18 protein-coding genes are annotated in these 16,484 nt (G+C 43.1%); 16 read left to right on the top strand and 2 right to left on the bottom strand.

Annotation, left to right across the window (positions count from 1 at the left end; genetic code table 11):
- The first annotated feature begins 49 nt into the window (after window positions 1-49).
- The 4 genes from NBH06_RS10215 (at window position 50) to NBH06_RS10230 (ending at window position 4,904) form a co-directional block, all read left to right on the top strand.
- On the top strand, window positions 50-1,858 hold the full coding sequence (locus NBH06_RS10215) for an AMP-dependent synthetase/ligase (protein ID WP_008862872.1): 1,809 nt from the start codon (window positions 50-52) through the stop codon (window positions 1,856-1,858).
- 84 nt (window positions 1,859-1,942) lie between these two features.
- Window positions 1,943-3,065 (top strand): peptide chain release factor 2 gene (prfB, locus tag NBH06_RS10220; protein WP_118686971.1). Its coding sequence is split into 2 segments (ribosomal slippage): window positions 1,943-2,005 and window positions 2,007-3,065, totalling 1,122 coding nucleotides; the frame shifts between segments, so codons are not numbered across the junction.
- Between the two features lie 4 nt (window positions 3,066-3,069).
- Window positions 3,070-3,843, top strand: a complete 774-nt coding sequence (gene argB / locus NBH06_RS10225) for an acetylglutamate kinase (protein ID WP_250794203.1) — start codon at window positions 3,070-3,072, stop codon at window positions 3,841-3,843.
- Window positions 3,844-3,875: 32 nt separating this feature from the next.
- Window positions 3,876-4,904 (top strand): acyltransferase family protein, encoded by a 1,029-nt coding sequence (locus NBH06_RS10230; RefSeq protein WP_250794205.1) that lies wholly within the window; start codon window positions 3,876-3,878, stop codon window positions 4,902-4,904.
- A gap of 314 nt (window positions 4,905-5,218) precedes the next feature.
- Here NBH06_RS10230 and NBH06_RS10235 read toward each other — a convergent pair whose 3' ends face one another.
- Both NBH06_RS10235 and NBH06_RS10240 read right to left on the bottom strand, forming a co-directional pair.
- Window positions 5,219-5,680: a hypothetical protein gene (locus NBH06_RS10235; RefSeq protein WP_157260382.1), complete on the bottom strand. Its 462-nt coding sequence runs from the start codon at window positions 5,678-5,680 to the stop codon at window positions 5,219-5,221.
- Window positions 5,681-5,994: 314 nt separating this feature from the next.
- Window positions 5,995-7,188, bottom strand: coding sequence for a putative sugar nucleotidyl transferase (locus NBH06_RS10240; protein ID WP_008862867.1), 1,194 nt, complete (start codon window positions 7,186-7,188; stop codon window positions 5,995-5,997).
- 179 nt (window positions 7,189-7,367) lie between these two features.
- On the opposite strand from NBH06_RS10240, the gene NBH06_RS10245 reads away from it, so the two are divergent.
- The 12 genes from NBH06_RS10245 (at window position 7,368) to rpsS (ending at window position 16,449) form a co-directional block, all read left to right on the top strand.
- Window positions 7,368-7,613 carry a hypothetical protein gene (locus tag NBH06_RS10245; protein ID WP_008862866.1) on the top strand — a complete coding sequence of 82 codons (246 nt, stop codon included), beginning with the start codon at window positions 7,368-7,370 and terminating at the stop codon, window positions 7,611-7,613.
- A 22-nt stretch (window positions 7,614-7,635) separates the two neighbouring features.
- Window positions 7,636-9,324, top strand: coding sequence for an asparagine synthetase B family protein (locus NBH06_RS10250; RefSeq protein WP_250794207.1), 1,689 nt, complete (start codon window positions 7,636-7,638; stop codon window positions 9,322-9,324).
- 127 nt (window positions 9,325-9,451) lie between these two features.
- Window positions 9,452-10,000 carry a dTDP-4-dehydrorhamnose 3,5-epimerase gene (gene rfbC / locus NBH06_RS10255; protein ID WP_250794209.1) on the top strand — a complete coding sequence of 183 codons (549 nt, stop codon included), beginning with the start codon at window positions 9,452-9,454 and terminating at the stop codon, window positions 9,998-10,000.
- Between the two features lie 246 nt (window positions 10,001-10,246).
- The gene (gene rpsL, locus NBH06_RS10260) at window positions 10,247-10,651 is read left to right on the top strand and encodes a 30S ribosomal protein S12 (RefSeq protein ID WP_008862863.1); all 405 of its coding nucleotides are present in this window, start codon (window positions 10,247-10,249) and stop codon (window positions 10,649-10,651) included.
- 167 nt (window positions 10,652-10,818) lie between these two features.
- The gene (gene rpsG / locus NBH06_RS10265) at window positions 10,819-11,295 is read left to right on the top strand and encodes a 30S ribosomal protein S7 (protein WP_008862862.1); all 477 of its coding nucleotides are present in this window, start codon (window positions 10,819-10,821) and stop codon (window positions 11,293-11,295) included.
- 25 nt (window positions 11,296-11,320) lie between these two features.
- Window positions 11,321-13,441, top strand: coding sequence for an elongation factor G (fusA, locus tag NBH06_RS10270; RefSeq protein WP_021891302.1), 2,121 nt, complete (start codon window positions 11,321-11,323; stop codon window positions 13,439-13,441).
- Window positions 13,442-13,460: 19 nt separating this feature from the next.
- Window positions 13,461-13,766 (top strand): 30S ribosomal protein S10, encoded by a 306-nt coding sequence (gene rpsJ, locus NBH06_RS10275; protein WP_008862860.1) that lies wholly within the window; start codon window positions 13,461-13,463, stop codon window positions 13,764-13,766.
- Between the two features lie 18 nt (window positions 13,767-13,784).
- On the top strand, window positions 13,785-14,399 hold the full coding sequence (rplC, locus tag NBH06_RS10280; RefSeq protein ID WP_008862859.1) for a 50S ribosomal protein L3: 615 nt from the start codon (window positions 13,785-13,787) through the stop codon (window positions 14,397-14,399).
- Window positions 14,399-15,019: a 50S ribosomal protein L4 gene (rplD, locus tag NBH06_RS10285; protein WP_046415803.1), complete on the top strand. Its 621-nt coding sequence runs from the start codon at window positions 14,399-14,401 to the stop codon at window positions 15,017-15,019. The genes rplC and rplD overlap by 1 nt, the downstream gene beginning before the upstream one ends.
- Before the next feature lie 17 nt (window positions 15,020-15,036).
- A complete protein-coding gene (gene rplW, locus NBH06_RS10290; protein ID WP_008862857.1) occupies window positions 15,037-15,327 on the top strand; it encodes a 50S ribosomal protein L23 in 291 nt (96 codons plus the stop codon).
- 7 nt (window positions 15,328-15,334) lie between these two features.
- Window positions 15,335-16,159 (top strand): 50S ribosomal protein L2, encoded by an 825-nt coding sequence (rplB, locus tag NBH06_RS10295; protein WP_008862856.1) that lies wholly within the window; start codon window positions 15,335-15,337, stop codon window positions 16,157-16,159.
- 20 nt (window positions 16,160-16,179) lie between these two features.
- On the top strand, window positions 16,180-16,449 hold the full coding sequence (gene rpsS / locus NBH06_RS10300; RefSeq protein ID WP_008862855.1) for a 30S ribosomal protein S19: 270 nt from the start codon (window positions 16,180-16,182) through the stop codon (window positions 16,447-16,449).
- The last annotated feature ends 35 nt before the right edge of the window (window positions 16,450-16,484 follow it).

The following is a 16,484-nucleotide window of genomic DNA, read 5'->3' on the forward strand; positions in this document are numbered from 1 at the left end:
ATCGTACCGATATAATCTGTAACTTTGTCGCAGATTTATAGTTATATTTATGGTAAATCAATTGACCTCGTTGGTCCGCAGGCAGGCTGCAAAATATGGCAACCGTGAGGTGTTCAGCCACAAGGACTATTCAACCAATCGATGGGTTTCTACTTCTTGGAACCGTTTCGCAGAGCAAGTATCGGACATGGCGAAAGCTATGGTAATATTGGGTATTCGCGAAGAAGAAAATATTTCTACATATACACAGAATAAGCCGGAAGGTCTTATCGTGGATTTCGCTGCATTCGATAACCGTGCGGTGACAGTGCCCCTTTATCCGACCAGTTCTTTGGATCAGATAAAGTATATTATCGATGAGGCAGAGATACGATTCCTATTCGTTGGCGGTCAAGTGCAGTACGACAATGCGATTATCGCCTTGCGGGAGTGCCCGACGTTGGAAAAGCTGATACTTTTCGATCCCGATATAAAACGAGCAGAGAGCGATAGCTCGTCTGTCTATTTCGAAGACCTGATAGCAATGGGAAAATCGGCCGACGAGAAAGTCTGCGAAGAAGTGGAGCGGCGTAGAAATGCCGGTTCGCCCGACGATTTGGCTACGTTGATTTATACCTCTGGAACGACCGGAGAGCCCAAAGGAGTTATGTTGGCGCATTCCAATTACGACGAGGCTATGCGTATACATCTTCAACGTTTAGTAACATGTTCGGATAAAGACGTTTCGCTTTGTTTCCTTCCGTTGACTCATGTGTTCGAGCGGGCGTGGTCTTATTATTGTTTGACCGTGGGCATGCGTATCGCTATCAATGTCGATCCGAAAGATATACAGAATACGATTCGAGAGATACGGCCGACTATTATGTGCAGTGTTCCCCGTTTTTGGGAGAAGGTTTACTCGGCCATACAGGATAACCTGTCGAAGATGAAAGGTATCGCTCGTCGCTTGGCAGAGAGGGCGTTCGTAATAGGTCGTCGTCGCAATGTGGAATATTTGCGAGCCGGGAAACGTGTACCGCTGTGGCTCGAATGCCAATACAGATTCTACGACAAGTTCGTTTTCTCGAAAATTCGTCGGGCTGTCGGGGTAGAAAACGGGAATATCTTTCCTACGGCGGGAGCTCCGTTATCCGACACGATTAACGAGTTTCTGCATATTTGCGGTATCAATATCGTTTATGGTTATGGCCTTTCCGAGACGACAGCGACGGTGAGTTGCTTCGATTTGGTGGGATATGAATTCGGAACGGTAGGCTCTTTAATGCCCGATATTCAGGTGAAGTTGGGTGAGAATAACGAGATATTGGTAAAAGGAAAGACCGTAATGAAGGGTTATTACCGTAAACCCGAAGAGACGGCCAGAGTCTTTACTGAGGACGGTTGGTTCCGTACGGGCGATGCTGGCAAGGTAAACGAACAAGGGGCATTGGTGTTGACCGAGCGTTTGAAAGATTTGTTCAAAACGTCCAATGGGAAATATATCGCTCCGCAGGCGTTGGAAACTCGTCTGGGCGAAGATAAGTATATCGACCAAGTGGCGGTGATAGGAGACCAACGGAAATATGTGACGGCTATTATCATTCCGGCTTATGAGGCTTTGAAAGAGTATGCTGCTCAAAAACAGATACAATATCGAAATTTGGAAGAGCTGGTAAAAAACCAGAAGATACAGGCTCTTATTTCGGAACGGATAGAAGCGTTGCAAAAGAATTTCGCCCGGTTCGAACAAATCAAGCGGTTCACGCTATTGCCGCAGGCTTTCAGCATGGAAAAGGGCGAGTTGACCAATACGTTGAAAATTCGTCGGTCGGTTATCAATTTATTGTATAAAGACGAGATAGAGGCCATGTATGCTTAAAAACGAAATATGAAATTTGGTAAATAGGCAGAGGGTGTATATTTTTGTACACCCTTTTGTCATATCATAAGGAAGCCTATAAATATGATTACACAAGAACAATTAAAAGAGACGGAAGAACGCAAGTTGGCGTTGAGGAGGTATCTTTGACATCGATTCGAAGAAAATCGAGGTAGAAGAGGAAGAGTTGCGTACCCATGTGCCCGATTTTTGGGAAGACCAAAAAAAGGCGGAAGCACAGATGAAGAAAGTAAAAGCCTTACATTTCTGGATAGATAGTTATACCGAAATAGAAAAGTCGGTGGAAGAATTGAGGCTGGCTTTCGATTTCGTGAAAGAAGGTATCGTGTCGGAAGAAGAGGTGGACGAGATTTACAAACGCACTACGGAGCTTATCGAGAATCTCGAACTTCGCAATATGTTGCGTCGGGAAGAGGATAAATTGGGTGTCGTTCTGAAAATCAATTCGGGAGCCGGAGGAACCGAGTCGCAAGACTGGGCATCGATGTTGATGCGTATGTACTTGCGATGGTGCGAACAGCATAACTATAAAGCCTCTATCGCCAATATATTGGAGGGCGACGAGGCCGGTATCAAATCGGTGACGATACAAATCGAAGGTGATTATGTATACGGTTATTTGAAAAGCGAGAACGGTGTGCACCGGTTGGTGCGGGTATCTCCGTATAATGCGCAAGGAAAGCGCATGACTTCTTTTGCATCGGTATTCGTCACACCGTTGGTCGACGATACGATAGAAATCAATATCAATCCGGCGAATATTTCGTGGGATACATTCCGATCGAGCGGGGCCGGGGGACAGAATGTGAATAAGGTGGAGTCGGGCGTGCGGTTGCGCTATCAGTTCAAAGACCCTTATACCGGAGAGGAAGAAGAAATCTTGGTCGAGAATACCGAGACACGGGATCAGCCTAAAAACCGGGAGAATGCCATGCGTCAGTTGCGCTCTATTTTGTATGAGAAAGAGTTGCAACATCGTATGGCCGAACAAGCTAAAATCGAGGCCGGCAAGAAAAAAATCGAGTGGGGGTCGCAAATACGCAGTTATGTATTCGACGACCGTCGGGTGAAAGACCACCGTACCAATTATCAAACTTCGGACGTGCAGGGCGTCATGGACGGTAAGATAGACGATTTTATCAAAGCCTATTTGATGGAGTTTGCCGGGGAAGAAAATAACGGTTAGACTAATGGACAAACTGACACTGATAAAAGTAGGGGGTAAAATAGTGGAGGAGCAGGAGACGTTGAGTCGCCTGCTTGCTGCTTTTGCTGCCATTCCAGGGAGAAAGGTCTTGGTACATGGCGGCGGTCGGTCGGCCACCGCTATGGCCTCCCGCTTGGGGATAGAGAGCCGAATGGTCGGAGGTCGTCGCATTACGGATAAATCTATGCTCGAAGTGGTGACAATGGTTTACGGCGGTTTGGTAAACAAAAACATTGTAGCCGGATTACAGGCAGTGGGTGTGAATGCTTTGGGTATGACGGGAGCTGACATGAATATTTTGTTGTCGGACAAACGTCCGGCAGGAGAGGTCGATTACGGTTATGTAGGCGATGTGCGTCATGCCGACGGCAAAGCGCTTACAGGTCTAATCGAGATGGGGGTCGTTCCCGTAATCGCTCCGCTTACCCATGACGGTAAAGGCTTTATGCTAAACACCAATGCCGACACTATGGCGGGAGAAACGGCTAAGGCTTTGGCCTCTTATTACGATGTCTCACTGGTCTATTGCTTCGAGAAAAAAGGAGTGTTGCGAGATGAGAAGGACGACGAGAGTGTTATCCCGGAAATCGATTTTCCTTTATTTCAAGAATATCGGGAGAAAGGAATTATACAGGGCGGCATGATTCCTAAACTCGAAAATGCATTCGAGGCTATTCGGAACGGGGTATGCGAGGTAATCATTACTCGTGCCGATTGTATAGGGAAAAAGGATAGGGGGACAAGGATTGTAGGATAATAACTGGATATTATGTTAAAATATTTTAAATTATGGGGGGGGGTAAATTACGAATATTTACTCGTGATGAGAATTTAGATATAGCGAAGGGACTGGGTATTTTATTGGTCGTATGGGGACATTGTAGTCAATTTTTATTTGGTGAGATTTATGCGTTTCACATGCCTCTATTTTTCTTTTTATCAGGATGTGTTTTAAGTGTAGATAAACCTTATAAAGAGATTATTAAGAAGAAAGTAAAACAATTGCTTTTACCTTATGTGTTTTTTATTTTACTGAGTTGTTGCTTTTATTGGATGCTATTATTGCTGTCGCATCGGTTTACAATAAATCACTTATGGAGTTTGGTAGATTTGTTCCCCTATGATAATGAAATAATTAATACTCCGCTTTGGTTTTTGGTTTCCCTTTTTTGGATGTCGATTATTTATTCGGGAATAAGAAAATGTGTTTCACGTGAATGGATTGTCGGGACGGTTGTTGTGGTATTTTATTTTATCGTGGAGTTAGCGGAGAAATACGAGGTGTCATTACCTTTCTTTTTAGGCCGGGGAATAGGTGAAATGATATATATGCATTTGGGATTTTTCTTTTATAAAAGAGGATATGTGTTTCAATTGTATCGGTTAAAAAAGTCGTGTCAGGTATATTTGTTCCTTTTGAGTGCTATTGCTTTTGTTTGCTTGTTTTATTGTGCGGAAAAGATATATGTCGATAAGGAAATGCTATTTAGGATTATTCATTTGTTTACGGCTATTTCGGGTATCTTTTTTATCTTGATGGGAGCTATACTTTGTGCTGTGTTGTCGGGTGTTTTTGTTAAGGTATTATGTTATTTAGGTCGTAATACACTGTATATATTTGCAGTGCATCTTCCTTTATTGGAATTTGCTAGACCTATTGGGAAATATGTAATTGGCAGTAATGGATTGGGGTATGACAGTATTGTTTTTTTAACAGACTTGGTGTTGGCAATAATCGTTTCGTGGGGATTAAAGATAGGAAAAGATTCTTTTTCAAAAAAATTACCCCATTATTCTCCAACGGGAATAATAGAGTAGATCGATAGTTGTTGGGTTTTTATTTTTCTGCTTGGTTGTAAATAACTTCAAAAATGGTTTTGTCGGCATCGGTTAAAGTGCGTCCACGGCGAGCCATCATTTTCTCGGCGATAGCATAAAATTTGGTGGTAATAGCGGCTTTCGTACCGTTAATGAATAGATATTGCTCATTTTTTATGGGAAAGAATATAAAAGATATTTCGAAATGAATTGAGATAATTTAGAAAATACAAGGGGCTATCCTGCTTTTGGACAGCCCCTTGTCGTTAAGGATAGGTTATCGTTTATTTAAATGAAGTCCCCTCGGTGAAATTTTAGTATCGACCTATCCATTCCCAACCGGAAGGTGTATATTCCGATGAAAGAATAACGATTCCCTCTTGATTTCGGAGAGATTCTATGACTAAGAAATATCCGCAATGGTTCTGTATTCGAGAAGAACTTTTCCATGCTTGATGTACAAAATAAAGATGCCCGATTTGAGGATAACAGTATGATTCTCCTTCTTGTGGAATGCCAATGGTATTCAGGTCTATATCTTCTGTTTCCCGTTTCCCTAAATCGGTAAAGGTGGTTATTCTGTTTTCTTGTCCCTCGACTTTTCCGTTATTCCATGAGATGATAATATTCTTATTGAGAAACTCGAAGGGGGACTGGTCGCTGATCAATCCCCTTGTCCATACGGTATCGACGTTGGTTGGATATTCTTTCTCGCATGAGGTGAAAGTGATGAGTAAAAGTAAAAAGATAGAGATTTGAAATGTTAAATGTTTCATAAAATAAAAAGGTAAATATCCGACCGGTTCCAAAATCGGATTGTTTGAAAATGGATTGTAGACGGATATAAAAAAGACGCGGAACCTAACTTTATCGTATCTCAAGGTTCTGGAATACCCTATTAAGCAATAAAGTTAAGCCCACGTCGTGCGACGCAGGCGTTATAACTCTATATCCTTGCTTAATGCTTATAGAATTTTCCAGATTCTGAGATACAAGAATAAAAGCTAACGCTCTTTTATATATGTCTTAAAAACGATAAGTTATTTACATAGGCTCTTGTGTTTTATTTGTTTGCGCAAATATACGGATTTTATTTCAATTGTTCCGCTTGATTGTAAATAGCTTCGAAAATGGTTTTGTCGGCATCGGTTAAAGTGCGTCCGCGGCGAGCCATCATTTTCTCGGCGATAGCATAAAATTTGGTGAGTTGTACGTCGGTGAATCCGGCGGTCCCCCCTTCGCTGAACGAGGCGACAAAGTTACGCGGAAATCCGGCTCCGTGTATATTCACGCCTACACCTACTACCGTCGCTGTGTTGAACATGGTGTTGATTCCGGCTTTGGAGTGATCGCCCATGATAAGTCCGCAAAATTGCAGGTTCGTGCGGAGGAAGCGGCGGGTAGGATAATTCCACAATTTAATTTCGCTGTAATCGTTTTTGAGATTGGAGGATACAGCTCCGGCGCCCAAGTTACACCATTCGCCAATAACGGCATTTCCTAAAAATCCATCGTGGGCTTTATTGGAGAATCCGAACATGACTACATTATTCAATTCTCCGCCTACCTTACAATATGGCCCCAACGTGGTCGCTCCATAAATTTTAGTACCCATGTTGACAACGGCGTGTTCGCAGGCAGCGAATGGCGCGCGAATGCAACTGCCTTCCATGATTTCGCAGTCTTTCCCTAAGTATATGGGACCGTTTGTGACGTTGAAAATTGCACATTCGGCATGTGCTCCCGGTTCTAAAAATATCTTGGGAGTTCCGTCTGGGAAGCAGGGCTCGCCGATGATACGGTTCGAATCGCTGAGTTTCTCGCTCGTTCGTCCGTTTGTAATGAGTCGGAAATCGGCTTCCAGACATTCTCCGTTCATCAGAAATATATCATAAAGATGTCGGATACATTTCAGCGTGTGGTCGTACTCTATCGTGCGATTGTATCGTTCGTTTCGGAAATCGGCTTCATTTCCTCGAAATGCAAGCAGTTCTTGATTGCAGACGATGGCTTCTCCGGGATCCAAATCGGATATTTGTTTTACCAATGAATCGTCGGGAAGAATGTGGCTCGCGATAAAAATGTTATCGTCCGAGAGAGCCGCCGGATATTTGGCTGCCATATATTCGGGTGTGAGATAGGAGTACATGCCGGGTAACCGGTGTTCCCATTTTTCTCGTATGGTAAGAATTCCTATTCTAATGTCCGAAACCGGACGGGTGAATGCCAGCGGTAAAAGATCGAAATGCTGTTGATTAACGTCGAAAAGAATGATATTTTTCATAACCAAATGTAATTTGATACTTCAAAGGTAATGTAAATCTTAGAAATAGGTTCGGTTTTTTTAATAAATATTTCATACAGAGGGGTGTGCAGTAGAGCGAGGTAACGAATGAACAGCGGTTTGTGAAATCCTTTGAACAAATGAGGCCATATAGTCGTTTATGAGGGAAAAAGGGATATATGGAGAAGAATCGTTTTGTGCAGTTGGTGGCCGATATGCTGTATCGGACGGATCGGGAATCTTTGAATTTGGAGACTCGTTATAAAAGTCTGGAAGAGTGGAATTATTTATTTGAGGTTTCTTTGGCTATGATGCTCGAAGAGGAATATCAAGTAGAGGTTACTCCTGAGGATTTTGATTGCACGAGAACGTTGGGTGAGTTGTTCCATCGGGTTTGTGAACCCAGTTTGGCTGATAAAAACTAAAAAAATCGGAGGAATAGAAAATATGTGCGGATTAGCCGGGATAGTGGGAGAGGTGGATTTGATGGAGCAAGTATTGCTTCATATGTCTGCGGCACAAAATCACAGAGGGAAAGAGACTCCTAATAGTTGGGTCTCTTCTTTTATTGATGCTCGGGTGGGATTGATGCATAATCGCATGAAAACCATCGATATGGCCGTGGCTCCTAAACAACCGTTCGAAGATAACGATACCGGATTGGTCGTTATGTTAGATGGTGAAATATTTAATTATGAAGACGTCCGGCGCCAGCTCGAAAATTATTATTCTTTTACGACTCGTGGAATGTGCGAGGTGATTACAAAAGCGTATGACCGTTGGGGAGATGGTTGTTTCGACCGGTTCGAGGGATACTTTTCTATCGTTATATACAATCGCTGGTCGGAGGAATTGTTGCTTTGCCGAGATCGGTTTGGCATAAAGCCCTTGTATTATGCCACCCAAAGGGGTAACTTATTTTTCGCATCCGAAATCAAAGCTTTGTTTGCCGGTGGAATTCGTTCTTTGTTGTCGGCGGAACGATGGGCGAGTTACTTGGCCTATTCTACTTATGGCAGTCCTTATGAAACTTTTTGGGAAGGTGTGCATCAGCTCCCTGCCGGATTTTTGTTGCATTATAATGGTTATTCGCTGGTAGAGAAACGTTGGTATGAGTTTGAAAAAAGAGTCTCATTGTGGAGCGAGGAGTCGCCCGAGCGATTGCCGGAGGCTTTTCTGGAACAGATGCACAGGAGTGTCGGATACAGCTTGATGGGAGAAATGGAGAAAGGTTTGTCGCTAAATGGTAGTTTGGAGTCGGCGTTATTTATTTCTCTGATGAAGGAAATAGGACTTCCGAGGTCGTTGAAGAGCTATATGCATTATCGGGGGAAACTTCATCAAAGCGGAGTTTTGTGGAGTGCCGAGATGCTTGCGGAGACACCTTTGCCAATGGAACAGGTGAAAATTACCAAATCGATGTTGTTGAAGGAGCTCGATTATCTGGCGAGATGGCAAGAGGAACCTATCGACGGTTTGAACACAATTACCTACTCTGCTTTTTTCAGGGTTATGCACAAGCGCGGACTTTCGGTGCTTAGTGGCGGATGGGGACTTAATCATTTTTTAGGCGGGGTTTCGTTGCCGGGTGACAGTTCTACATCATTGGTCCCTTCGGAGGTCCTGTCGGCCGATTTCAGACGATTGGCACGGAAACCCGAATATCGACATTCGTTTGTTTCGGAAAATGAAAATTTACGGTTTTGTGATTTGTGCTATGAACGTATACCACATTTGTTGAGAAGTGTCGATAAAATGAGTATGTATTACGGGGTTCAAATCAGGAATGCTTTTCTAAATCACAACTTGATCGAAATCGCTTTTGCATTGGCCGATGGAAGTTCGGGTAAGCATCGAAAGGCTTGGTTTTCGGATAAAATCGTGATGCCTTTACTTCCTGAAAAAATAAGGCTTGCTCCCAAAAGTGAGGTAGAGGGACTTTATGATATTCCCACGGAATTAAAAGGCTGGGCCGATGAAGTGGTGTATGATTTGCGATTCGGGCAAGTTTCGGAATGGTTTGATTATCCCCGGTTGGAAAGAGCGTGGGAGAATCCTGAAAGCGGAGTTTTCTCCGATCCGGTAAAGGCTTGGAAGTTGTTGTCTCTGTGTTTACAGTTGAAAAGTTTGACTTGAATTGATCGTGCTCATGTAGCGGTTCTGATACATTTTATCTTTTGTTGTAAAATTTTTGCGTTTAGAGGAGATTATATTTGTTTCTCCTCTCGGCTTGCGCTATCTTTGTCTTCCAAAATATATTTCGATGAAATTTACAGAGCAGAAGTTAAAGGGGGTTTTTGTCATAGAACCGCAGGTGTTTGGCGATAGCCGGGGATATTTTATGGAAAGTTATAAGAAGGAACTTTTCGAGAAGTATATAGGGGTTGTCGATTTTATTCAAGACAACGAGTCGCGGTCGAGTTATGGTGTGGTGAGGGGGCTCCATTTCCAAAGGGGTGAATGGTCACAGTCCAAATTGGTGAGAGTGACACAGGGGCGTGTCTATGACGTGGTTGTCGATTTGCGTCGTACGTCCCCTACGTTCGGGCAATATGTAGGGATAGAGCTGTCCGATGAAAATAAAAAGCAACTATTTGTTCCCAGAGGGTTTGCTCACGGTTTTGCCGTATTGAGTGAAACTGCCCAATTCTGTTATAAGGTAGATAATGTATATGCTCCTCATGAGGAAGTGACATTGTTTTATAACGATCCTCATGTGGCCGTGCAATGGCCTATAAAGGCCGAGGATATGTTGCTCTCGGAAAAAGATAAGAAGGGACTCGGATTTGAAGAAATCGAGGTTTTCGAATAAAACGAAAATTTTATATTCGTTTTTTTATGTTTGTGGCATAAAGAGAAAAAGCTGAAAAATAATCCCAATATGTTTGGTTTTTAATGATTTAGTCTTTATCTTTGCACCACTTTTGATGCCGTAGAAGGTCGATATTTTTATATAATCGCTTGATTATGTGGAAGTAATGGCTGGTTTTGGTGTCGTGGATAAAGAGAAAAATAAGAAGAGTTATAAGTAAAAGATTTTTTAAAAAAGTTCTAAGAAATGCCTACAATTCAACAATTAGTAAGAAAAGGACGGGTTGTATTGGAAGACAAGAGTAAATCTCCCGCATTGGATTCATGTCCCCAAAGACGTGGTGTGTGTGTGAGAGTTTACACGACGACTCCTAAAAAACCTAACTCTGCCATGCGTAAAGTAGCTCGTGTGCGCTTAACCAACGGGAAAGAGGTGAACTCTTATATACCGGGTGAAGGTCACAATTTGCAAGAGCACTCTATCGTACTTGTTCGTGGCGGTCGTGTGAAAGACCTTCCCGGTGTGCGTTATCACATCGTTCGTGGTACATTGGATACCGCAGGAGTGGGAGGACGTACACAACGTCGATCCAAGTATGGCGCTAAGAGACCGAAAGCAGGCGCTGCACCTGCCGCAAAGGGTAAAAAATAAGAATCCCTTTTTTATAAAAGCCAGCAAAGAGAATTAAAGAATTAGTGTCGAACACTGGTTCTCGTTTATTGGATAGGCTGATTGGGTTGAGTAAATGAGGTCGGCGGACTTCGTTGAAGATGTAAAGGACAGCAACCAAAAACAAGAACGACAATTTATTGTAAAAAATGAGAAAAGCAAAACCAAAGAAACGGGTTGTATTACCAGATCCCGTATTCAATGATGTGAGGGTTTCGAAGTTTGTAAACCACTTGATGTATGATGGCAAAAAGAATATTGCCTATACTATTTTCTACAGTGCATTGGAGATTGCGAAATCTAAGTTGCCGAACGAGGAAAAATCTGCCCTCGAAATATGGAAGAAAGCCCTAGAAAATATTACACCTCAAGTAGAGGTTAAATCTCGCCGTGTGGGTGGTGCTACTTTCCAAGTACCTACGGAAATCCGCCCCGATCGTAAGGAATCTATTTCAATGAAAAATCTTATTATCTATTCTCGTAAAAGAGGAGGCAAAACGATGGCCGACAAATTGGCTGCCGAAATTGTCGACGCTTTTAACGAACAGGGTGGTGCGTTTAAACGTAAAGAAGATATGCACAAGATGGCAGAAGCTAACCGTGCATTCGCTCATTTTAGATTTTAATTGAATAAAATAAGGAATAAAGAAAATGGCAAAATCTGACGCTCATTTGAAATATACCAGAAACATTGGTATTATGGCACACATCGATGCCGGTAAGACAACGACTTCGGAACGTATTTTGTTCTATACGGGGTTGACGCACAAAATCGGTGAAGTACACGATGGTGCCGCTACAATGGACTGGATGGAGCAGGAGCAAGAACGTGGTATAACCATTACATCTGCCGCTACTACCGCTTTCTGGAATTATAAGGACGAGAAGTTTAAAATCAACTTGATCGATACTCCGGGGCACGTGGACTTTACCGTAGAGGTAGAGCGCTCTTTGCGTGTACTGGACGGAGCTGTGGCTGCATTCTGTGCAGTCGGCGGTGTTGAACCTCAGTCCGAGACTGTATGGCGCCAAGCCGATAAATACAATGTTCCTCGTATCGGTTACGTGAATAAGATGGACCGTTCGGGTGCGAATTTCTTTGAAGTTGTCCGTCAGTTAAAAGACGTTTTGGGTGCGAATCCTTGCCCTATTCAAGTACCTATCGGTGCAGAGGAGACATTCAAAGGCGTGGTCGACTTGGTGAGAATGAAAGCTATTTATTGGCATGACGAGGCAATGGGTGCTGATTATAGTGTGGAGGAAATTCCAGCTAGTTTGCAGGCCGAGTGTGATGAATGGAGAGACAAACTGCTTGAAAAAATAGCCGAGTGTGATGATGAGTTGATGGAGAAGTATTTCACGGATCCTTCGACTATCACCGAAGAGGAAATTATGCGTGCAATTCGTAAAGGAACGTTGGCTATGCAGATTGTTCCTATGATTTGCGGTTCTTCTTTCAAGAACAAGGGTGTACAGCCTCTGCTCGATGCCGTGTGTGCGTTTTTACCCAGCCCGGTAGATACTCCTGCCGTAGTGGGACATGATGTGAATGATCCCGAAAAGGAAATCGTTCGTCATCCTTCTTTCGATCAGCCGATGTGTGCGCTCGCTTTCAAGATTGCAACCGACCCTTATGTAGGTCGTCTTTGCTTCTTCCGTGTGTATTCGGGAGAAGTCGTAGCGGGCTCTTATGTGCTTAATTCCCGTTCGGGTAAGAAAGAGCGTGTTTCCCGTTTGTTCCAAATGCACTCGAATAAACAAAATCCGAAAGAATCTATCGACTGTGGCGATATTGGCGCAGGAGTAGGTTTCAAAGATATTCGCACGGGTGATACGTTGTGTGCAGAAGATGCTCCTATCGTTCTCGAAGCTATGGATTTCCCTGCACCTGTAATCGGTATTGCAGTTGAACCTAAGACACAGAAAGATCTCGATAAGTTGGGTATCGGCTTGCAGAAATTGGCCGAAGAAGACCCGACCTTTACCGTGGCTACCAATGAAGAGACCGGACAAACGGTTATCAGTGGTATGGGTGAGCTTCACCTTGAAATTATTATCGATCGTTTGAAACGTGAGTTCAAAGTCGAGTGTAATCAAGGCCGTCCTCAGGTTACTTACAAAGAGGCTATTACCAAACCGGTTGAGTTGCGTGAAGTGTTTAAAAAACAAACCGGTGGTCGTGGTAAGTTTGCCGATATTATCGTACGTGTAGAACCTTCTACTCGTGAAGAAGGTGGATTGGAATTTGTCGATGAAGTAAAAGGTGGTAATATTCCTAAGGAATTTATTCCTTCTATTCAGAAAGGTTTCACTACCGCTATGAAAAACGGTGTGTTGGCCGGTTATCCCGTAGACAGTTTAAAAGTTACTGTAATCGATGGTTCGTTCCACCCTGTGGACTCTGACCAGCTTTCGTTCGAACTTTGTGCTATCCAAGCATTCAAGAAGGCTTGTGAAAAGGCCGGTCCCGTATTGTTGGAGCCAATCATGAAGATCGAGGTTGTAACTCCCGAAGAAAGTATGGGTGATGTGATTTCGGACTTGAATAAACGTCGTGGTCAAATCGAAGGTATGGAATCCAGCCGTTCGGGTGCTCGTATCGTGAAAGCCACAGCACCTCTTGCCGAGATGTTCGGTTATGTAACAGCGTTGCGTACCATTACTTCCGGTCGTGCTACTTCGACGATGTCGTTCTCGCATTATTCCGAAGTAAGTTCTTCGATTGCAAAGAATGTATTGACAGAGGTGAACGGTAGAGTAGATTTATTGTAATTAACTATCAAATATCAATATGAGCCAAAAAATCAGAATTAAATTGAAGTCTTACGATCATAACTTGGTTGATAAATCGGCCGAGAAAATCGTGAAGACGGTGAAAGCTACGGGAGCAGTAGTGAGCGGGCCGATTCCTCTACCTACTCACAAACGTATTTTCACGGTAAACCGCTCGACTTTCGTAAATAAAAAATCGAGAGAGCAATTCGAGTTGTCTTCATTCAAACGTCTTATTGACATTTACAGTTCTACTGCAAAGACTGTGGATGCGTTGATGAAGTTGGAATTGCCGAGCGGAGTAGATGTAGAAATTAAAGTGTGATTAAAAAATTAAGTAGAAATGCCAGGATTATTAGGAAAAAAAATCGGAATGACATCCGTTTTCAGTGCCGAGGGTAAAAATGTACCATGCACTGTTATCGAAGTTGGTCCTTGTGTAGTTACGCAATTGAAAACCGTTGAAAAAGACGGGTACGAGGCTGTACAAGTAGGGTTTATCGACAAGAAAGATAAACACACTACCAAGCCCGAAGCCGGTCATTTCAAGAAAGCAGGCGTAACACCCAAGAGACACTTGGCCGAGTTCAAATTCGACACCGAATACAAATTGGGCGATACGATTGCTGTCGATTTGTTTGAAGGTGCGGAGTACGTAGATGTAATCGGCGTATCAAAAGGAAAAGGTTTCCAAGGTGTAGTTAAGCGTCATGGCTTCGGTGGTGTGGGACAAACCACTCACGGTCAGCATAACCGCTTACGTGCCCCCGGTTCTATCGGTGCATGTTCATATCCAGCCCGTGTATTCAAGGGTACACGTATGGCCGGCCAGATGGGTAATCACCGCGTAACCGTGCAAAACCTCCAAGTGTTAAAAGTAATACCCGAACACAATCTTTTGCTTATTAAAGGATCTGTGCCCGGAAGTAAAGGTTCAATCGTAATAATTGAGAAATAATGGAACTGAGCGTATATAACATTAAAGGTGAGGACACAGGTAAGAAGGTTGTTTTGGACGATGCTGTATTTGGTATCGAACCCAATGATCACGCCGTATATCTCGATGTGAAACAATACTTGGCAAACTTGCGTCAAGGTACTCACAAATCAAAAGAAAGAAGCGAAGTATCTGGTAGTACCCGTAAGTTGAAAAGACAAAAAGGTACGGGAGGTGCTCGTAGCGGAGATATCAATTCTCCTGTGATGGTAGGTGGTGGCCGTGTATTCGGTCCTAAACCTCGTGACTATCGTTTCAAATTGAACAAGAAAGTAAAAGCGCTTGCTCGTAAATCGGCATTGACTTACAAGGCTCAGGACAATGCGATCGTAGTAGTCGAAGACTTTTCTTTCGATGCTCCTAAGACCAAAGAGTTCGTGAACTTGCTCAAAAATTTGCAAGTTGCTGATAAAAAGTCACTTTTGGTTTTATTGGAACAAAATAAAAACGTATATTTGTCGTCCCGTAATCTCACGGGTGCAAATGTTATAACGGTTTCGGAACTCAATACATACAAAGTGCTGGATAACAAGGCTTTGGTTTTGACTGAAAGTACGGTAGCCGCTATAAATAACTTTTGATGTAAGGAGGCTTGAATATGGGAATAATAATTAAACCTATCGTAACGGAGAAAATGACAGCCATGGGCGAAAAATATAATCGTTATGGTTTCCGCGTTGATCCGAAAGCAGATAAACTGCAAATTAAAAAAGCAGTTGAAGAAATGTACAATGTTACTGTTGTATCGGTAAACACGATGAATTATCGTGGAAAAAACAAGAGCCGTTATACCAAGACGGGTCTTATTTCCGGTAGAACGGCTGCTTATAAAAAAGCCCTAGTTACATTGAAAGAAGGAGAAACTATTGATTTTTATAGCAATATCTAATTGAACAATGGCAGTAAGAAAATTAAAGCCCACAACACCGGGGCAAAGACACAAAATTATTGGTGCATTTGATACTATCACTGCTAGCGCGCCAGAAAAATCTCTTGTAGTAGGTGTCAGAAAATCGGGTGGTCGTAACAATGAAGGGCATTTGACAATGCGCTATATCGGAGGCGGTCACAAGAGAAAATACAGACTTATCGACTTCAAGAGAAATAAAGACGGTGTACCCGCTACTGTAAAGACAATCGAATACGATCCTAACCGTTCGGCTCGTATTGCGTTGTTGTTTTATGCAGACGGTGAGAAACGTTACATTATTGCACCCAACGGCTTGGAAGTTGGAGCAACCTTGATGTCTGGCGAAAATGCGGCTCCCGAAGTAGGAAATGCATTGCCGCTGAAAAACATACCTATCGGTACTGTTATTCACAACATCGAGTTACGTCCGGGACAAGGAGCCTTTTTGGTTCGTTCGGCCGGTACATTCGCTCAGTTGACTTCGAGAGAAGGCGATTATGCAATTATCAAATTACCTTCTGGAGAAACCAGAAAGATCCTCGCAACCTGTAAAGCTACTATCGGTAGTGTAGGAAATTCGGACCACGCACTCGAACGTTCGGGTAAAGCCGGCCGCTCTCGCTGGTTGGGCCGTCGTCCTCGCAACCGTGGTGTTGTGATGAACCCTGTAGATCACCCCATGGGTGGTGGTGAAGGACGTGCATCAGGAGGACACCCCAGATCTAGAAAAGGTTTGTATGCAAAAGGTTTGAAGACCAGAGCTCCGAAGAAACACTCTTCGAAGTATATTATTGAAAGAAGGAAAAAGTAATCTGATAAATTGACAACAACATGAGTCGTTCATTAAAAAAAGGCCCATATATCAGTGTGAAGCTGGATAAAAAAGTTGCCGCCATGGAGGCATCAGGCAAGAAGTCTGTTATCAAAACATGGTCGCGTGCATCTATGATTTCTCCCGATTTCGTAGGTCATACTTTTGCAGTACACAATGGTAATAAATTTATTCCCGTATATGTTACCGAAAACATGGTGGGGCATAAGCTCGGTGAGTTCGCTCCTACACGCACATTCCGCGGCCATGCAGGTAACAAGAAAAAATAAGGCCTGAGGGAATGCGAGTTTTAATACAATTAAAG

The sequence above is a fragment of the Barnesiella sp. B2-R-119 genome (assembly GCF_023656675.1).
In the GTDB taxonomy this organism is placed as follows: Bacteria; Bacteroidota; Bacteroidia; order Bacteroidales; family Barnesiellaceae; genus Barnesiella; species Barnesiella intestinihominis.